This window comes from Bacillus sp. AP8, from assembly GCF_000321185.1.
Classification (GTDB): domain Bacteria; phylum Bacillota; class Bacilli; order Bacillales; family DSM-1321; genus Bacillus_AD; species Bacillus_AD massilioanorexius.
This window is the reverse complement of record NZ_CAPG01000090.1, coordinates 24,064-41,399: the sequence shown is the minus strand read 5'-3', so window position 1 is coordinate 41,399 and position 17,336 is coordinate 24,064. Positions and strand designations below refer to the sequence as shown.

At 33.1% G+C, this 17,336-nt stretch carries 16 protein-coding genes, 1 riboswitch and 1 other annotated feature (1 of these 18 running past the window's edge); of the genes, 12 read left to right on the top strand and 4 right to left on the bottom strand.

Translation table 11 applies throughout. The features are described 5' to 3' along the window. Positions 1–144, top strand: a binding site (T-box leader) (it extends 111 nt beyond the left edge of the window). A 45-nt stretch (positions 145–189) separates the two neighbouring features. The 5 genes from metG to BN349_RS21185 all read left to right on the top strand — a co-directional run bounded on the left by metG (position 190) and on the right by BN349_RS21185 (position 6,316). Continuing rightward, positions 190–1,833 (top strand): methionine--tRNA ligase, encoded by a 1,644-nt coding sequence (gene metG / locus BN349_RS21205; RefSeq protein ID WP_019244321.1) that lies wholly within the window; start codon positions 190–192, stop codon positions 1,831–1,833. A 78-nt stretch (positions 1,834–1,911) separates the two neighbouring features. Beyond that, positions 1,912–2,111, top strand: a riboswitch (cobalamin riboswitch). Positions 2,112–2,397: 286 nt separating this feature from the next. Beyond that, on the top strand, positions 2,398–2,622 hold the full coding sequence (locus tag BN349_RS21200; protein WP_019244320.1) for a hypothetical protein: 225 nt from the start codon (positions 2,398–2,400) through the stop codon (positions 2,620–2,622). Positions 2,623–2,943: 321 nt separating this feature from the next. After that, entirely contained in the window at positions 2,944–4,395 is a 1,452-nt protein-coding gene (locus tag BN349_RS21195) for an MFS transporter (RefSeq protein ID WP_019244319.1), read from the top strand. 187 nt (positions 4,396–4,582) lie between these two features. Continuing rightward, positions 4,583–5,455, top strand: a complete 873-nt coding sequence (locus tag BN349_RS21190) for a permease (protein WP_019244318.1) — start codon at positions 4,583–4,585, stop codon at positions 5,453–5,455. 18 nt (positions 5,456–5,473) lie between these two features. Then, positions 5,474–6,316: a TIGR03943 family putative permease subunit gene (locus BN349_RS21185; RefSeq protein WP_019244317.1), complete on the top strand. Its 843-nt coding sequence runs from the start codon at positions 5,474–5,476 to the stop codon at positions 6,314–6,316. A gap of 85 nt (positions 6,317–6,401) precedes the next feature. On the opposite strand, the gene BN349_RS21180 is transcribed toward BN349_RS21185, so the two are convergent. Next, positions 6,402–6,761, bottom strand: a complete 360-nt coding sequence (locus tag BN349_RS21180) for a hypothetical protein (protein ID WP_019244316.1) — start codon at positions 6,759–6,761, stop codon at positions 6,402–6,404. A 315-nt stretch (positions 6,762–7,076) separates the two neighbouring features. After that, a complete protein-coding gene (locus tag BN349_RS21175; RefSeq protein ID WP_019244315.1) occupies positions 7,077–7,316 on the bottom strand; it encodes a DUF1450 domain-containing protein in 240 nt (79 codons plus the stop codon). A 252-nt stretch (positions 7,317–7,568) separates the two neighbouring features. Between BN349_RS21175 and BN349_RS21170 the strand changes: the two genes are divergently transcribed. Together BN349_RS21170 and BN349_RS21165 are read left to right on the top strand one after the other, a co-directional pair. Beyond that, a complete protein-coding gene (locus tag BN349_RS21170) occupies positions 7,569–8,057 on the top strand; it encodes a flavin reductase family protein (RefSeq protein WP_019244314.1) in 489 nt (162 codons plus the stop codon). A gap of 344 nt (positions 8,058–8,401) precedes the next feature. Continuing rightward, positions 8,402–9,013, top strand: a complete 612-nt coding sequence (locus tag BN349_RS21165; protein ID WP_019244313.1) for a superoxide dismutase — start codon at positions 8,402–8,404, stop codon at positions 9,011–9,013. Between the two features lie 119 nt (positions 9,014–9,132). Here the strand turns inward: BN349_RS21165 and BN349_RS21160 are convergent, their stop codons facing one another. Continuing rightward, the gene (locus BN349_RS21160; protein WP_019244312.1) at positions 9,133–9,765 is read right to left on the bottom strand and encodes a helix-turn-helix transcriptional regulator; all 633 of its coding nucleotides are present in this window, start codon (positions 9,763–9,765) and stop codon (positions 9,133–9,135) included. Positions 9,766–10,181: 416 nt separating this feature from the next. Between BN349_RS21160 and BN349_RS21155 the strand changes: the two genes are divergently transcribed. The 3 genes from BN349_RS21155 to BN349_RS21145 all read left to right on the top strand — a co-directional run bounded on the left by BN349_RS21155 (position 10,182) and on the right by BN349_RS21145 (position 14,354). Further along, a complete protein-coding gene (locus tag BN349_RS21155; RefSeq protein ID WP_019244311.1) occupies positions 10,182–11,066 on the top strand; it encodes a 2OG-Fe(II) oxygenase in 885 nt (294 codons plus the stop codon). 61 nt (positions 11,067–11,127) lie between these two features. Continuing rightward, positions 11,128–11,367, top strand: a complete 240-nt coding sequence (locus BN349_RS21150) for an indolepyruvate ferredoxin oxidoreductase subunit alpha (protein ID WP_019244310.1) — start codon at positions 11,128–11,130, stop codon at positions 11,365–11,367. A 635-nt stretch (positions 11,368–12,002) separates the two neighbouring features. Further along, positions 12,003–14,354 (top strand): heavy metal translocating P-type ATPase, encoded by a 2,352-nt coding sequence (locus BN349_RS21145; protein ID WP_026089431.1) that lies wholly within the window; start codon positions 12,003–12,005, stop codon positions 14,352–14,354. Positions 14,355–14,823: 469 nt separating this feature from the next. Here BN349_RS21145 and BN349_RS24540 read toward each other — a convergent pair whose 3' ends face one another. Beyond that, positions 14,824–15,342 carry a DoxX family membrane protein gene (locus tag BN349_RS24540; RefSeq protein ID WP_019244308.1) on the bottom strand — a complete coding sequence of 173 codons (519 nt, stop codon included), beginning with the start codon at positions 15,340–15,342 and terminating at the stop codon, positions 14,824–14,826. Between the two features lie 359 nt (positions 15,343–15,701). Between BN349_RS24540 and BN349_RS21135 the strand changes: the two genes are divergently transcribed. Further along, positions 15,702–16,667, top strand: a complete 966-nt coding sequence (locus BN349_RS21135) for an XdhC family protein (protein ID WP_026089430.1) — start codon at positions 15,702–15,704, stop codon at positions 16,665–16,667. Next, positions 16,664–17,293 (top strand): nucleotidyltransferase family protein, encoded by a 630-nt coding sequence (locus tag BN349_RS24535; protein ID WP_019244306.1) that lies wholly within the window; start codon positions 16,664–16,666, stop codon positions 17,291–17,293. The genes BN349_RS21135 and BN349_RS24535 overlap by 4 nt, the downstream gene beginning before the upstream one ends. The last annotated feature ends 43 nt before the right edge of the window (positions 17,294–17,336 follow it).

Below are 17,336 nucleotides of genomic sequence, written 5' to 3'. Positions count from 1 at the left end.
AAAGCGATTCGCAAGTAGATTACGACGAGATAGGCACTCGTTATAACGGCAGCAGTATCCCATAGAAATGGCGTACTGAATGAGGTAGATAGCGTGAGTTATTTGTGAACATAGGTGGTAACACGAGAAATGCTCGTCCTAATCGTAATGATTAGGGCGTTTTTTTATGTAAAAAAGGAGGAGTTTAGGATGACAATTGTAATAGGAGGAGCATGGCCTTATGCTAATGGCTCTCTACATTTAGGGCATGTAGCTGCTTTACTTCCCGGTGATATATTAGCTAGATACTTTCGACAAAAAGGTGAAAAAGTATTGTATGTTTCTGGAAGTGATTGCAATGGTACGCCCATCTCCATCAGAGCAAATCAAGAGAAGACTTCGACTGAGGAAATTGCAAACCGATATCATCAGGAATTTACTGAATGTTTTCAAAAGCTAGGATTTACGTATGATTTATATACAAGAACGGATGCCAAACATCATCATCAATCGGTTCAAAATATATTTTTCCAATTACTAGAAAATGGCTTTTTATATACTAAAAAAATAGAGCAAGCGTATTGTGAAAGAGATCAGCAATTTTTGCCGGATCGCTTTGTTGAAGGAGTATGTCCAAATTGTGGAGCGAAAGCACGAGGAGATCAATGTGATAACTGCGCAGCTATTTTAGACCCATTAGATTTATTAGAGAAAAAGTGCAAAATATGTGGTAATGAACCAATTATTAGAGAAACCGAACATTTTTATTTTTCTTTTAGCCAATTTCAGCATCAGCTAGAATCATTTGTTGCATCTGCTGAGCAAGAACAGCGCTGGAGGGAGAATGCCATTTCCTTAACAAAAAGATATTTGCAGGAAGGACTTCCGGATCGAGCAGTAACACGTGATTTACCAAACGGTGTAGATGTTCCTGTTGTCGGATTTGAGGGTAAAAAAATCTATGTTTGGATTGAAGCTGTTGCAGGTTATTTAACCGCAAGTATAGAATGGGCAAAACAACATGGAGAGCAAATAGATCATTTATGGAATAATGAAACAATATCATATTATGTTCATGGTAAGGATAATATTCCATTCCATACGGTCATTTGGCCAGCTATACTTTTGGGAATAAAGAATAAGGCATTGCCTACACGGATTATTTCCAATGAGTATTTAACCTTAGAGAAGCGTAAGTTGTCTACTAGTCAGAATTGGGCTGTATGGGTGCCATATATCATAGAAAGGTATGATGCAGATTCCATTCGTTATTTTCTAACAGTGAATGCGCCAGAAAATCGTGATACGGATTTTTCATGGAGAGAATTTATTTATAGCCATAATGGTGAGTTGTTGGGGGCTTATGGGAATTTTGTGAATCGGACATTAAAATTTATTTCTAAAGCATTTGATAATAAAGTTCCAAAGGGTCAGATTGCTTCACCTATTCAGGCACGTACGAAAAGCTTATATAGTGAAATTGGAGAGAGGATTGAGGAAGGACATTTTAAAGAAGCTTTAGAGGAAATTTTTAAATATGTTCGAGAGGCTAATCGTTATTTTGATAATCAAAAGCCTTGGAATCAAGTAAAGAAACAGGAATTGGAAGGCAACAATACACTAGCAACATGTGTTTATATAATTTGTAATTTAGCGCAGCTTTTACAGCCATTTTTACCTTATTCAGCTGAGAAGATTCGTACAATGCTCAGTATTGATAAGATAGAATGGCAGGAACAAACAGAACTTCCGAGCGTTATCCAATCTGTACGCCCTTTATTTGAAAGATTAGATATCCATTTAATTGACGAAGAAGTAGATTATTTAGTGAATGGCTCAAATCATACAATATAAGATTTCAATAGTATTTTTCTAAAAAGTTACTGCTGTTTGTAAAATTTATAATTTTTTGTTATATTTAACCAGAAAAATGAATAAGCGAAATTAATAGGTGTGGATAAAAGTAGTATGATTTTATCTGCTTAAAAGGGAAGTCGGTTAGAATCCGACGCTGTCCCGCAACTGTAATTGGGAGCAATTCGAAAATACCACTGTTTCTGAATATAAGAAATGGGAAGGTTCGAAAAGCGATGAACATAAGCCAGGAGACCTGCCTAATTAATAGTTACATCAGTTACCTACGAGGATAGGAGGTGTTAATAGCGAATTATTTAGCATGGAAAATTTTGTAGTGTATTTTTCGTGTTTATTAAGATTTCTTTCGTGAATTAACAACTTCCTTTGGAAGTTGTTTTTTTTATTTTAGCTAGTAGTGGTTACCCTAGACGCAATATCCCTAATTGTACATTTATAAGACCCCCAATTTTATAAATTATGAAAGAAAGATGGGAACCACTACTAGCTTTTAATTTGATTGTTCACTATACAAATAGACATAAGCATAGGGAGGGCTGTATATTGAAAACGATTGATTTTTACATTCATCATTTTAAGTCTCTCATTTCGAACAATCTAGTGAGTGAGAAAGCCATTACTTTAGAAGAGGTTTATACAAGCTTAACTAATCAAATTAAAATTCAATTGATTAATATAGAGAAAAAAGACCAATCAATGAAAAATCTTGATCAAGCATATAAATGGATACGTCAAGATGTGTTAGGTCGACAAACGAAGGTTATATAAGAAAGCATTATATATCTGGATTGGTAGTATAAAGGTTATGTTAAGGCTAGACTTTTTAGAAACAATCCAGAGTTAATGTTGAACGAGTACGAAAAATCTGTGATGTGCGTAATTAGTTGTTATTATGAACTAATGGCAACATTCCTCCATAACAGACTTCTTCAACATATCCCCTGTTTCAAAATAACAAATACCCATCTATTCCATCATTTTTTAAACGTATAGCATCTTTAAGGTGATTCATACTAATGGTAATTCGTATGTGGTTAGCGATACCCGTCGATTTAATGACTTTACATACATATGGAGGCAGAATTAGTCATGAAAAAACAATTAGAGTCAGCTCGAGATTTACCACGACGTAAAAATAAATGGCTTATCCTGCTTGCTGTTGGATTATTTACATTTATGTCTACTTTGGATGGAAGTATTGTAAATATTGCTATTCCAACGATGTCAAAGGAATTATCTGTCGATATGAACCAAGTAGAATGGATTGTTTCTATTTACTTAATGATTATTTGTATCTTTATACTACTATTTGGCAAATTAGGAGATACCATTGGGAAAGTTAAAGTATTTCGGCTAGGGACATTTATTTTTATTTTTGGCTCTTTCCTATGTGGAATAAGTTATTCATTAACTGCTTTAGTTTTATCAAGAATGGTTCAAGCACTTGGAGCCAGTATGACGATGGCAACGAACTATGGGATTATTACTGAGCAGTTTCCTGTTCAGGAAAGAGGAAAGGCATTAGGGTTAATGGGCTCATTTGTTTCTTTAGGTAGTATAGCAGGACCAGGTATAGGGGGTGTGATTATTGGCCATTTTAGCTGGGAGTATATTTTTCTAATTAATGTTCCTATAGGGTTAATCACAATTCTATTAGGTTTTTTTATTTTACCGAAAGATCAAGTGTATGTTGAAAATAGAAAGGTTGACTATCTAGGTTTTGTCTTATTTGGAGCGTTCATCTTTTTCCTATTCGGCGCTATATTTGTTGGTCAGGAGATTGGCTTTATGAAGCCTCTTATTAAGATATTATTTGTATGCTCAATTATAACGTTCATTCTATTAATAATAGTGGAAAAGAGAGTTCAGCAGCCATTAATTAATATTCAAATCTTTGCTAATAGAGGATTTTCTTTAGGGTTAATTTGTGCTGTTTTAGTTTTTACAACAAGCTTTTTTTATAATGTATTGATGCCTTTTTATTTACAAAAAACATTAGCTCTAACAGCAAGTTCTTCCGGCTTTTTGTTAATGATCTTACCATTAGTAATGGTTATTGTAGCCCCTATAAGCGGATACTTGTCTGACAAGGTTAGCTCCGAAATTCTAACCTTTATTGGATTAATTATTCTTACTTGTGCACAGCTCTTTTTTGTATTTATTGATCAAACTACACATCTTGGCTTTTTTGTTCTGTCAGCGGCCTTAATGGGAGCTGGGGTTTCCCTGTTTCAATCACCTAATAATGCAATTATTATGTCTTCTGTCCAAAAGCATCAGCTTGGTATAGCAGGTAGTATGAACTCTCTTGCAAGAAATGTAGGGATGGTAATTGGAGTGGCCTTAGCGACAACTAGTTTATATAGCGCGATGAGTTATAAAGCAGGTTATGGGATTAAAACCTATATTGAACATAGACCCGATTTATTCATATTTGGCTTTCACTTTGCATTCATCTTTGCCTTTTTCATTTGTTTATTAGCAACTGTATTAACGGGATATCGCATATTGAAGAGAAAGCAAATTGTACAAAAAAGTTAGTATACTGTTCGATTATTTATAGATAAATGATGTATGAACAAACGGTTATTTATTGAATAGACACTAGTTAATTAGAAAATAGTTGTTATATATTGCCTTTGATATTGCCAGCTTTGATAATGATAAAATTGGTGTGAACTTTTAATTAAATAGAAGAAGCTAAGATTTTTGAAAGGAATCATACACTTTGTCTACATTTTTGCAACTGAATACAATTTTTATAAGCATTTTAATTGAAGCTATACCTTTTGTTTTAATAGGAGTTTTTGTAGCTGGATTTATCCAGATTTTTGTTAAAGAAGAACTGGTAGCTAAGCTAATACCTAAAAACAAATTTCTAGCTGTTTTATATGGAACATTAATTGGTGGGCTATTTCCAGCATGTGAATGTGGGATTGTGCCAATTGTTCGCAGATTAATGATGAAAGGCGTACCTCTTTATATTGCCATTCCTTTTATGCTAACAGGACCAGTTATTAATCCTATTGTTATGTTTTCAACGTATATTGCTTTTGGCAACCAGTGGGATATCATGATATATCGTGGATGTATAGCATTATTAGTTGCTTTCATCATCGGTATTTTGATTTCTTATTTGTTTAATGGAAATCAGATGTTGCAGATATCTTCATCTAGTTCATGTTCTCAAATCACAAATCTTTCTTTTATGCAAAAAATGGTCGATATGCTTAGACATGCTATAGAGGAATTCTTTTCTGTTGGGAAATATTTAATTATTGGAGCATTTATAGCTGCAGCTATGCAAACATTTTTAAAAACGTCAACATTATTAGAGATGGGGCAGACAGAGGTAACATCCTCTTTAGTAATGATGGGACTTGCTTATGTATTATCTCTTTGCTCAGAAGCGGATGCTTTTATTGCTTCTTCTTTTAGTGGAACTTTCTCTATAGGGGCACTTGTAGCCTTTCTTGTATATGGTCCAATGGTGGATATAAAAAATATGTTAATGATGTTAAGTGTATTTAATAAAAGATTCGTTTTTATATTAATTATGCTCATTACGATTTTGGTATTGCTGGGATCATTAATGATATAGGAAAGGAGGAGGAAATTTATGTTTCGAGCGCTTATATTAATGATTTTTACGTTTTTTTTCTATCGTCTACATGCAACTGGAGATTTATCTAAATATATAAATATGAAATATTCTTATATTTCGTATATCGCAATTTTTATTTTTGCAATTCTAGCAGTCGTACAAATATTTAACGTTGCAAAGCATAAAGACGAAGTACAATGCTGTTCTGACCATTCTCATATGAATGTAAATCAAAAGCCATTATTCTATCGATTTCTTCATTATGGAATTTTTATCTTTCCGCTCGTTACAGGGCTCTTTTTACCAGTTGCAACGCTTGATTCAACGATTGTTAAATCAAAAGGATTTTCATTTCAAACGATTGAATCTTTAGAAGCTTCTGATCCATACGCTCAAACGCAATATTTAAAGCCCGATACAAGCGTATATTATGGAAAAGAGGGCCATTATGAATTAATGGAGAAGGAATTGAAGCAATTTGCTCATAGTAACAAAGTAGAACTAAATAATGAAAATTTCTTAAAAGGAATGGAGATCATTTATAATTTCCCCGGAGAGTTCATGGATAAAGAGATTTCATTTGATGGATTTACTTTTAAAGGGGATACCTTGAAGGTAAATCAGTTCTTTATATTGCGTTTTGGAATTATACATTGTATTGCTGATTCAGGAGCTTTTGGTATGCTTGTAGAATTTCCTGAAAACGTTCATTTCACGGATGATGTATGGCTTAATGTAAAAGGAAAAATATCCACCATGTATTACCAACCTTTTAAAGCTACCATTCCTGTTTTAAAAGTTGAAGAGTGGAAATCCATTAAGGAACCAAGTGATCCTTATACGTATAGACAATATTAGAATGAACATAAGTTTTATGGCATGTAAAGAAAGGTTAACACAACGGTGATGGTTTTCTCTGTTGTGTTAACCTTTGTTTGTTTTATTAATGCTCAACTTGCTCTCGATACCATGACCAAAACGTTTCTGTATTTGTAATAGTATGAGGTAGTTCTCCTAAATTATTTTCGTCATGTAAAAAGGACTCTTGATATTCTGCAAGGGATAGTTCCTTGAACTCAAATTCATTGTTTAACAAGTCTTTAAAAATAAAGCCACGGTCAATGATGGAAGCAATATTGCCTAATAATGTGTGACCTCCATTATCATCAAAAAAACGAAGCTGCTTAAAATTACTTAAATGAAAGCTGCGTAGTACAACATGCGTACATACTATGCATCTCACGATATTTTCGTAAGGACTTTTAACAAGTGTATAAATGGCTTCCTTTTTCGGTTGGCTCATCCTATCTCCACTCCCATAAAATAATATGTGTAACTAAAGAAGTTATGAAAATGATCTTACTTATATATAATCTAACATGGATTAGGAAGAAAGAAATGAAAAAATCATTAAATTTTGGTTAGAATTATGTAAATGTTTCAGTTGATGTCAACCAATTAGCTATAGTTGATTATATTGTGTTTAAATATGTTTTTGTAATTATTTGGAAATGTGTGTAGAATAAGAATGGTTAGGAGTATCTTCTTCATGATTGTCTGAATAGAGAAATGATGTGGGATTGGCTGTTTCATTAAGAAGAAAATAAAGGAGGGCTCATTATAGCTGAGCTAACTCCGCCTCTATTTTTAAATGAATATTTGATAGGCATTCTTCGTTAGTTTTTCCGAATACTCGTTGGCCATTAACAAGTGCGTATGGGCGCATTTTACATAAACCACATATATTTAGGCACTCATAACGCATTACAGTAACTTCAGAGTAATGTTCCAATAGCTTTTCTAGATCAATAGAAGAAAGTAAATTTGAATCACATATTTCGATAATGATAAACCCCATATTGTCTCCTAGCGTCCACTTTTTGATAACATTTTTATGAAAGAAAGCATTTTATTAGAAAAATGGAAATAACTTTGTTATATTGTATTTATACTTATTATACCATTTAGTATAATAAGTATAAAGTAAATCATCTTAAGATGTATGGCAGCTAGTTTATTATGAAGAAATGGAATGATGACATATTCACTTATTCATTTGTAATAATTATAAAGTGAAACTTCCGTCATAATTAGAAAGGAGAAGAAAGATATGAATACAGATGCTGCTACATTTAAAGAAGTTATGGGAAATTATCCTACAGGTGTAACAGTTGTAACAACAATGAGTGATAAAGGAAAACCGCTAGGATTAACTGTTAACTCTTTCGCTTCAGTATCCTTAGATCCTATGCTCATTTTATGGTCTATAGACAAAAGGGTGTCTTCGTATAATATTTTTGTTCAAGCTGAAAAATTTGCCGTACATATTCTGGCAGAAGATCAAGGCGAAATTTGCACATTGTTTGCAAGTAAAGATGTGGACCGTTTTGGAAACTGCCAGTGGAATACATCTGAAAGAAATCTACCGATTCTTCAGGATGTTTCAAGTGTGTTAGAATGTGAGACTTTCCAAACAATAGACGCTGGAGATCACATGATATTGATTGGAAAAGTCATTAACATGGAACATCAAGCTAAATCTCCACTTTTATATCACAAAAGAAAATTTGGGGCTATTCCAAAGGAATTTTATTTATAAATCTATCAATATAGTCTAATCGTATGATGTGAGGAAATACTAGTCATACGGTTAGGCAAAGAACCTATGTACGAATGAAGTAAAGAAATAGGTTCAGGATTCATTTTTCATAATCCGTTGTTATTTTTTATACTTTATTACTTAAAAAGTATGTAATATGAAAATAGGCTGTTTTCGCATTTTTTATTACCTACGACCCAGTTAGTGAATATAGGCTAGTTGATTTCCGCTTCCGTTTCAAATGACTTTTATGCTTATTTTATTCACTGGATTTATGTTAAAACAAACAATCTTATAGAAAACAAGCCATAAATAAAATAATAGTAAACTTAGGAGGAAATTTTATGTCAACATTTGAATTACCAGCATTACCTTACGCATTTAACGCCTTAGAACCACATATTGATGAACAAACAATGATGATCCACCATGATCGTCATCATGCAACATACGTTAATAATTTGAACGCAGCAATTGAAGGACATAGTGAGCTTTCTTCTCACAGTATTGAAGAGTTAGTTTCTAAAATTGAAAGTGTACCGGAAAATATTCGTACAGCAGTTCGAAACAATGGTGGTGGACATGCAAACCATAGCTTGTTCTGGACGATTATTTCACCAAATGGAGGTGGAGAACCAACAGGTGCTGTAGCAGAAGCGATAAATGAAGCATTCGGAAGCTATGAGACATTTAAAGAAGAGTTTGCTAAAGCAGCTACAACTCGATTTGGTTCTGGCTGGGCATGGCTTGTAATTGATAATGGAAAATTAGCAGTCACAAGTACAGCGAATCAAGATAATCCATTAATGGAAGGAAAAACACCTATTCTTGGTTTAGATGTGTGGGAGCATGCATATTATTTAAAATATCAAAATAAACGTCCAGACTATATTAATGCATTTTTCAATGTGATTAATTGGGATGAAGTAAATAGACGTTATTCTGTAATGAAATAAAATAGTAAAACTCTTTGGGGAAATTCAGGATATAACACGTAAAAGAATGTAAAATTTATTCACTAAAAAACCGTTGTAGAGATTGATCTTTACAACGGTTTTATATGTTTAGTGATTTGTTATCTGAATTGAATGAGAAACTTACAGTGGTTATTTCCTTCCGTTTTGCAACTTATTCTCTTTACTTGCTCGGCGTCTAAAACATTTTTAAACATTTGTGTTTCACATTGACAAGCCGTTTTGAATTCATTAGCGACAGCAAGTATAGGACAATTATATTCAGTGAGCTCGTACGTACGCTCATCGATTACTGAAATATCTGCCATATAGCCCTTTTCATTTTGAATTTTAATTATCTCTTGCATTTTATCATTGTTCGATTTGTTTTGTACCAGTGTAGTGTATTCTTCTGTAAGTCGTTTTTCTCTTTTTTTAAATAGCTGTTGAATAGATTCTTCTCCATATATATCTTTGATATCATGAAGAAATTCAACAGTAATTCCTTCATAGTTTTTTGGGAAAAGTCGTTCTCCTTTTTCTGATAAGGAATAGACTTGCAGGGGTCTTCCCATTGGCTGTTTTTCTAACTGCACATCTATTAATTGATCTTTTTCTAAAGTGTTTAAGTGTTTTCTAACAGCCATATGAGTAATTCCTAATCGTTCACCTAAGCCATTAACAGTCATAGTGGTTTCTTTCTTAATTAAATTAAGAATGCGATCTTTCGTTGAGCGATTTGATGATGGTTCCATAAGTAAACACTTCACTTTCGTTATAGATAGACGTATTAAAAGGGTCAGTTAGTGTAGGAGTAATTGATGAAGCCTACAAAATAATAAAAAAATAGTGCAAGGTTAGATGCACTACTTTCTAGATCGTTATTAAATATTATTATACTATTTAGTATAATAAATATAAAGAAAAACACCTAGATGAGTTTAGACGAAATAGTCATTAATCGCTTTGTAAATTTCTGATTATTTAGTCTATTTGGTCTCTGTAGTAAAAAGAATTGATTGTAAACTAAACGAAGGAGGTGGTGATTTTTAAAAATCACTTTACAGATGGAAGCGTAACATCTTCATGTTGAAATAGTGATGGTAAAATAAGACGAATAGTATGAAATAAATGAGACAATAATCGAGGCTGATAAAGGGAAGGATTCCAAATGGAAAATAGAGGGCAAGTGATATCGGAAGGCGTGAAAGCTCAAATCATTCAACTGATAAAAAAAGGAATGAAGCCGAATAAAATTGCGGAAGCAATGGTTCAACAAGGATTTGATTCAAACTCTACTTACAGGACGGTATTAGAGATAGTTGAACAGCAGTTTTGGTCTAAAAATGGTATAGTCACACAATCGGCTTCTGCTGAAATACCTACAATTGGAGAGAAAGGTTATCTCATTCATACAACTGATTGTGAGATTACAGTGAGGATGAGAATGGATAAGCCACTTGTTTTATTGTTAGAAAATTTATTGAGTTACGAAGAATGTGATCAGCTTATTCAACTGGCTAAGCCTCGTTTAAAACCATCTCTTGTAGTTGACCAAAAAACGGGTGAAGAAAAAGCTTCAGCAGGTAGAACGAGCAAAGGCATGTATTTTGTAAATGAAGAGAATGATTTATTACGCAAAATTGAGAGAAGAATAGCTGAGCTAACAAATTATCCAATCGAAAACGGAGAAGGGACTCAAGTTCTTCATTATGAGGTAGGGGAAGAATATAAACCACATTATGATTTTTTTCCAACCAATAAAGTAGATTCAAATAAAGGTGGGCAGAGGATTGGAACATTATTAATGTATCTTAATGATGTACAGCATGGAGGAGAAACAACCTTTCCTTATGTAAATCTTTCGATAGCACCTAAGAAAGGGACGGGGATATATTTTCACTATACGAACAGTCAAGGGAAAGTAGACCGCCTTTCGTTACATAAAAGTAATCCTGTAATAGAGGGCGAGAAATGGGTGGCAACCAAATGGATTCGTCAAACAAATATTTATTCTTCGTCACTATCTAATGAAAAACTTACCACTAATATATAGAGTTGATTTAGAAACTAACAGTTATAAAGTGACTAAATTAACATTTAGGGGGGAATGTTCGATGGCTTATGTAATAACTTCACCATGCATGACAGAAAAAGCAGCAGATTGTATGGATGTTTGTTCTGTAGATTGTATTGAACTTGGAGCAGATCAATATTTTATTAATCCTGTAGAATGTATAGATTGTGGTGCATGTGAGTTTGCTTGTCCAGTAGAAGCCATTTTTCATGAAGATGATTTAGCTGAGGAAGATGAGTCTTTCCTTGAAAAAGCAAAGAAACATTTCCAATTATCATAATTGTAAAATGTATTATTCCAGGAATAAGTGAAGAAATCGAAAAAGGTGAAATGAGCCAATCGTTTCACCTTTTTTGTTTCTTTAATATTCTATCCTACTGCCATTCCAGTGAAAAGAATAATCCATCCGATTTCGCTATGAAGAGTAAAGGTAAAACAAAGTTTGTTTCTGGTGCACTTTATGCTTAACCTATTGAAAAAACGGCTTCTAATCATTTGCCCAACACTCAGGGAATTTCCTTCACAATAAGACATTATTGTGAACTTTTTTATTATATGCTGTTAACATATTGCATAATGATACGCATGAGCATACAATAAAAGTATAGCAAATATGAACATATGAGCATATAAGCAAATGTTATTAAGCTCGAAAATTGGAGATGCTAAAACTAAAACAAAATATATAAAGGCTGCTTTCTAAAAGATTGTTGTTCTTAAATAAGTTTAATGAATAAAAGGAGTAAAAAATTCAAGTGGATTGAAAGGTCCTAAAACAGAATTTAACTCAGCTTAAATTCACTACTTGTTCATAGGCAGCACAGAATGAGAAAACAAACTATGTAAAATAACGATACATGTAGAACATTGTAAATAAATATTATGGCGATTATTTGTAAGGGAGGGAAAGTCATGATGAATAATACTGTACAAAAGAAAGAATATATTCTTGAAGGATTAGATTGCGCTAATTGCGCAGCCAAAATTGAAAGAAGCGTTAAAAAAATTGATGATGTTAATGAATGCTCTGTAAACTTTGCTACTAAAACTTTAATGATTGAAACAGATGCAAAAAAAATGGTTACAGTTTCGGAAGAGGCTGTTCGGGTTGTAAAACAGACAGAACCTGAAGTAGTTATAATTGAAAAAAAACGAGCACAAATTGAATATGAATTACAAGGATTAGATTGTGCTAATTGTGCGGCTAAAATTGAAGAAGAAGTAAGGGCTTTATCAGGCGTTTCAGATGTGCAATTGAGTTTTGTTACAAGAAAGCTTTCTTTTCATCTAGATTCACAAATGAAGCCATTAGAAATTGAAAATCATATAAAAAAAATAGTCAACCGACTTGAACCGGATGTTACCGTCGTGAAAATGAATTCTTCTGTAAAGAAAAGTTCAGAAGGAACGCAGTTTGAAGCCATTAAACCGACGGTCATGCGATTAATTGTTGGTGGAGTTTTAACATTAATCGCTGCTTTAACGTCTTTTTCAACCACTATCGAGTTTGCTTTATTTTTTATTGCATATCTAATCGTTGGTGGAGATGTATTATTAAAAGCGGCTAAAAATATTATTAGAGGAAAAGTATTTGATGAAAACTTTTTAATGGCTATCGCAACAATTGGTGCCTTTTTAATAGGAGAGTTTCCGGAAGGCGTTTCGGTTATGCTCTTCTATCAAATAGGAGAGTTATTCCAAAAAGTTGCTGTAAACAAATCTAGAAAATCAATTGCTGATTTAATGGACATTCGCCCTGATTATGCTAATGTCTTTCGAGATGGCGAATATAAAACAGTATCTCCGGAAGAAGTAATAATAGGTGAAACGATTATTGTTAAACCAGGTGAAAAAGTACCGCTAGATGGAATAATCATTACGGGAACATCATCGATGGATACATCTGCATTAACAGGAGAATCTGTACCAAGAGAAGTGACTGAGGGAAGCGAGGTACTCTCTGGTTTTATTAATAAAAATGGAGTTATTACGTTACAAGTTCAAAAAGGCTTTGAAGAATCTACTGTTTCAAAGATATTAGAACTTGTACAAAATGCGAGTAATCGCAAAGCTCCGACAGAAAATTTCATTACAAAATTTGCGAGATATTATACACCATTCGTCGTTATAACAGCAGCATTATTAGCGTTTGTTCCACCGTTAATCATTTCAGGGGAATTGTTTTCTGATTGGATTTATCGAGCATTGGTATTCTTAGTTATATCCTGTCCTTGTGCTTTAGTTGTTTCGATTCCACTAGGATTTTTTGGAGGAATAGGAGCAGCATCCAGAAAAGGAATTTTAATTAAAGGAAGCAACTATTTAGAAGCATTAAATGATGTGAAATACGTAGTTTTCGATAAGACTGGAACGCTAACAAAAGGTGTATTCGAAGTTACAAATGTTCAAGCAGTTGATGGCTATACTCGTGAACAAGTAATAGAATATGCGGCATATGCTGAAGCATATTCAAATCATCCGATTGCCGTCTCTATCCGAAATGCTTTTGGAGCAGAATTAAACAAAGATCAAATAAACGATTATGAAGAAGTTACTGGGCATGGCACTGTTGTTAAATGGAAGGACGATGAGATTCTTGCAGGAAACAAAAAACTAATGAAAGAAAAGAATATTGCCTATACCGCTGTCGATTCAATTGGAACAATTGTATATGTAGCAGTAAATAACATGTTTATTGGAAGTATCGTTATTTCTGATGAAATTAAAGAAGATGCTAAAAAAGCAATTACGATGTTAAAAGAACTTGGTGTAAAGAAAACCATTATGCTTACAGGAGATGCAAAATCTGTTGGAGACAAAGTTGCAGCTACTTTGGGGTTAGATGATATTCATGCAGAGTTACTTCCACATCAAAAAGTGGAGCAATTTGAGAAAATTGAACAAGAAAAACATGCCAAAGAAAAAATTGTATTTGTTGGAGATGGCATTAATGATACGCCTGTTTTAGCAAGAGCTGATATTGGAATGGCAATGGGAGGCTTAGGCAGCGATGCAGCGATTGAAGCAGCTGATATCGTTATTATGAATGACGAGCCTTCAAGAATTGCAACAGCTATAAATGTTGCTAAACGTACAAGAGTAATTGTATGGCAAAATATTATTTTTGCCTTTGTAGTAAAAGGATTCTTCCTACTATTAGGAGCATTTGGTATTGCAACCATGTGGGAAGCTGTATTTGCTGACGTTGGTGTTACCGTACTCGCTGTTCTCAATTCAATTCGAGTATTAAAAGTCGATAAAGAATAAATGCTATAAAGATTGGCTTTGTTATAGATTATTGTTAATTGAAACTATTATCAGCGATGAAATCTTTAATTAAGGCGTCTTGCATGAAACTTAATGCAGGACGCCTTTTAGTTGAAATAAATGAGCTGTACACATATGTATTGTTGCCTATGTATCTATAGAGAACAGATTGTTACGGGTTTTGACTGGACAGACACTATATAGCAATCAAAAATATTTCGTTTGTATTTAATGATTACTTTTATTTTTGATAAAGGCTCTGTTATACCTTGATGTTAATTTAAAATGAATGGAAAGTGCATAAATAGCGAGACTTCTGTGGGAATAGCAGTTCAAGTGAGATTCCACAGCGAGCGTTTTTAGTCTATCAGCACTAGAATTGAACAGAACCTTGATAAAAATAGTATTGTAAATAGGATAACCTTGTTTTTTGTTCAGATTAATTTAAATAAAATTTTTCTGAAGTATTTTATTCATTTTGAAGTTTAGTATCTGATTTTGAAATGTTCTTTTTGAATAGATGTGTACGAATCCATGGAAGTACCCAACGATCTCCCCCAAAACGACCAGCATTAGCACCAGCGATGAGAATAATAAATCCGTATAATATGAACGAAGGATTTGTTGAAACTGTTCCACCAAAGAAAAACATGAAATTCATTAATAATCCAAAGAATGCAGCGGCAGTTGTTAATGTACCAAGAATAAGACCTAAACCTATTAATAATTCACCCCAAGGAACTAACACATTAATTAGACCCGTATTTGAAACCGCGAAATGTTCAATAAACGAAACATACAGAGGATAAACAACGTCTCCGTCTGGTCCTTTTACTGGATTTGCAACAATATTACCAAGGTAGCCAGTAGCGTCAAAACCTCCAGTAATTTTCTCTAATCCATGTGTAAACCATTGATACCCAATATATACTCTTATTATTAAAAGAAGTCCAGAAGCATAAATATTATTTCGAAGCCAGTTCATCATAACTATTCCTCCTGATTGTAAAAAATATAAATATAATTGAATATTGAAATATAAACCCGTAAATATCTCGAATTCGAATTATATTAAAAGTATAATACCAATATTATTTATAATTATTTTAGTTTTGTAATAATTGTAATTTTTTATTCATAGATTATCGACAATCTATGAACGATTTGTAAAAAAGACTTGCAATGATGATAATGATTATCATTGTAGCTATATCAAGGGCTTTTATTTAATGAAGTTTATGTATTTGATATCAAAATAGAAAATTAGTAGTCAGACATAATTGTTCTACACCTTTACATAAAATGACTAATATGAACCGAAATTGCTATAAGAGGATGGGTGAGGAATTGAATTCGATATATAGGATCCTTGACGATGTTCAAAATACGACAGTCGAAAGTGTATTGGTAACGATTATCCACGTAGATGGGTCTGCTTACTTGCGTGAAGGATCGACGATGTTAATTAAAAAAGACGGAACTTGTATAGGTGTAATTAGTCCAGGATGTATGGAGGAAGATTTAGTTCTCCATTCACAAGGTGTATTTGTAACGAAGCGCTCGACAACTTTAGTATATGACATGGAAAGTGATTGGGAATTAGGGATAGGAACAGGCTGTAATGGTACTATTTACGTTACATTAGAGTTCATTGATGATACTTTAAGAAACTTATTAGCTAGTATCACGGAATATATTCAAAGAAATCAATCCGTTATTCTTCAAAAAAAGCTCAGCTTTGAATGGGATATATTTGAATCTGATATTCAAGTAATTGAAGATTTCAGTGAAAATAAAATATATGACTTGCAAGGTCTACAAAAGATGGATTCTTATTGGATATATACTCAAATGATTCAACCAAAACCTCGCTTAATTATATTTGGTGCTGGGATAGATGTTAAGCCAGTTGCTATGCTAGCTGCCACTATAGGATTATCTGTAACAGTATGTGATTGGAGACCGGCACTTTGTAATAAAGAAAATATTCCTTTTGCAGATCATTACGTGATTGGATTTCCAAATGAAATCATGGAACAGATTACCTTCAGTGAAAAGGATTGTGTGATCATTATGACACATCATTTTCAACGTGATCAAGAAATAGTAGCACATATTATCAAGCAGAATTTATTGTATGTTGGAATTATGGGATCTAAAAAGCGAACAAAAGCGGTATTTCATCATGATATCCCTGATTATATTCATTATCCAATTGGATTATCCATTGGCGCGAAAGGACCTGAGGAAATCGCGATAAGTATTATTGGAGAAATTATTAAAGAATTAAGATTGAAAGAAACATACTTATGAAGATAACGGGTGTATACTTAGCCGCTGGCAATAGTAAGCGCATGGGAAAAGATAAATTAACGTTACAAATAGCAAACAAGCAAATCGGAATCTGGGCTTTAAATGAGGCGATTATTTCTAACCTTAATCACATCATCATTGTGACTAAATGTAATCACCATTTGGATTTTTCAGGCTTAAGCAAGGATAAATTAAACTGTATAGAAATAGCTAATTATGAATACGGTCAATCCTATTCTCTAAAAAAAGGAGTAGAGAAAGCAGAAAATCTTGAATCTGATGCTGTTTTAATTTTTTTAGCTGATCAACCCTTCATTACTTCAGAAATGCTTAACATTCTAATAACTACATTTAATCAAAATCTCAATTCCTCTTTCATTGCTTCTAGTAATCACGGACAAATTCAACCTCCTATCTTAATATCCAAAAATCTATTTTATGAGTTAAAACAAATACGAGGAGATCAAGGTGCGAAATCAGTAATAGAAAAAAATCGTGAAAAAGGTTTACTGATTCCTTTTGATGATAAGCAGTTATTTATTGATATCGATGAGTGGTCAGATTATGTTTATTGGAAAAAGCTTGTGGAAAGCACTGTTTCGAAGGGGAGTGAAGATGATTCCTGAGATGCCTCTATGCACGCTATTGCATTTATATAAAATTCATTAA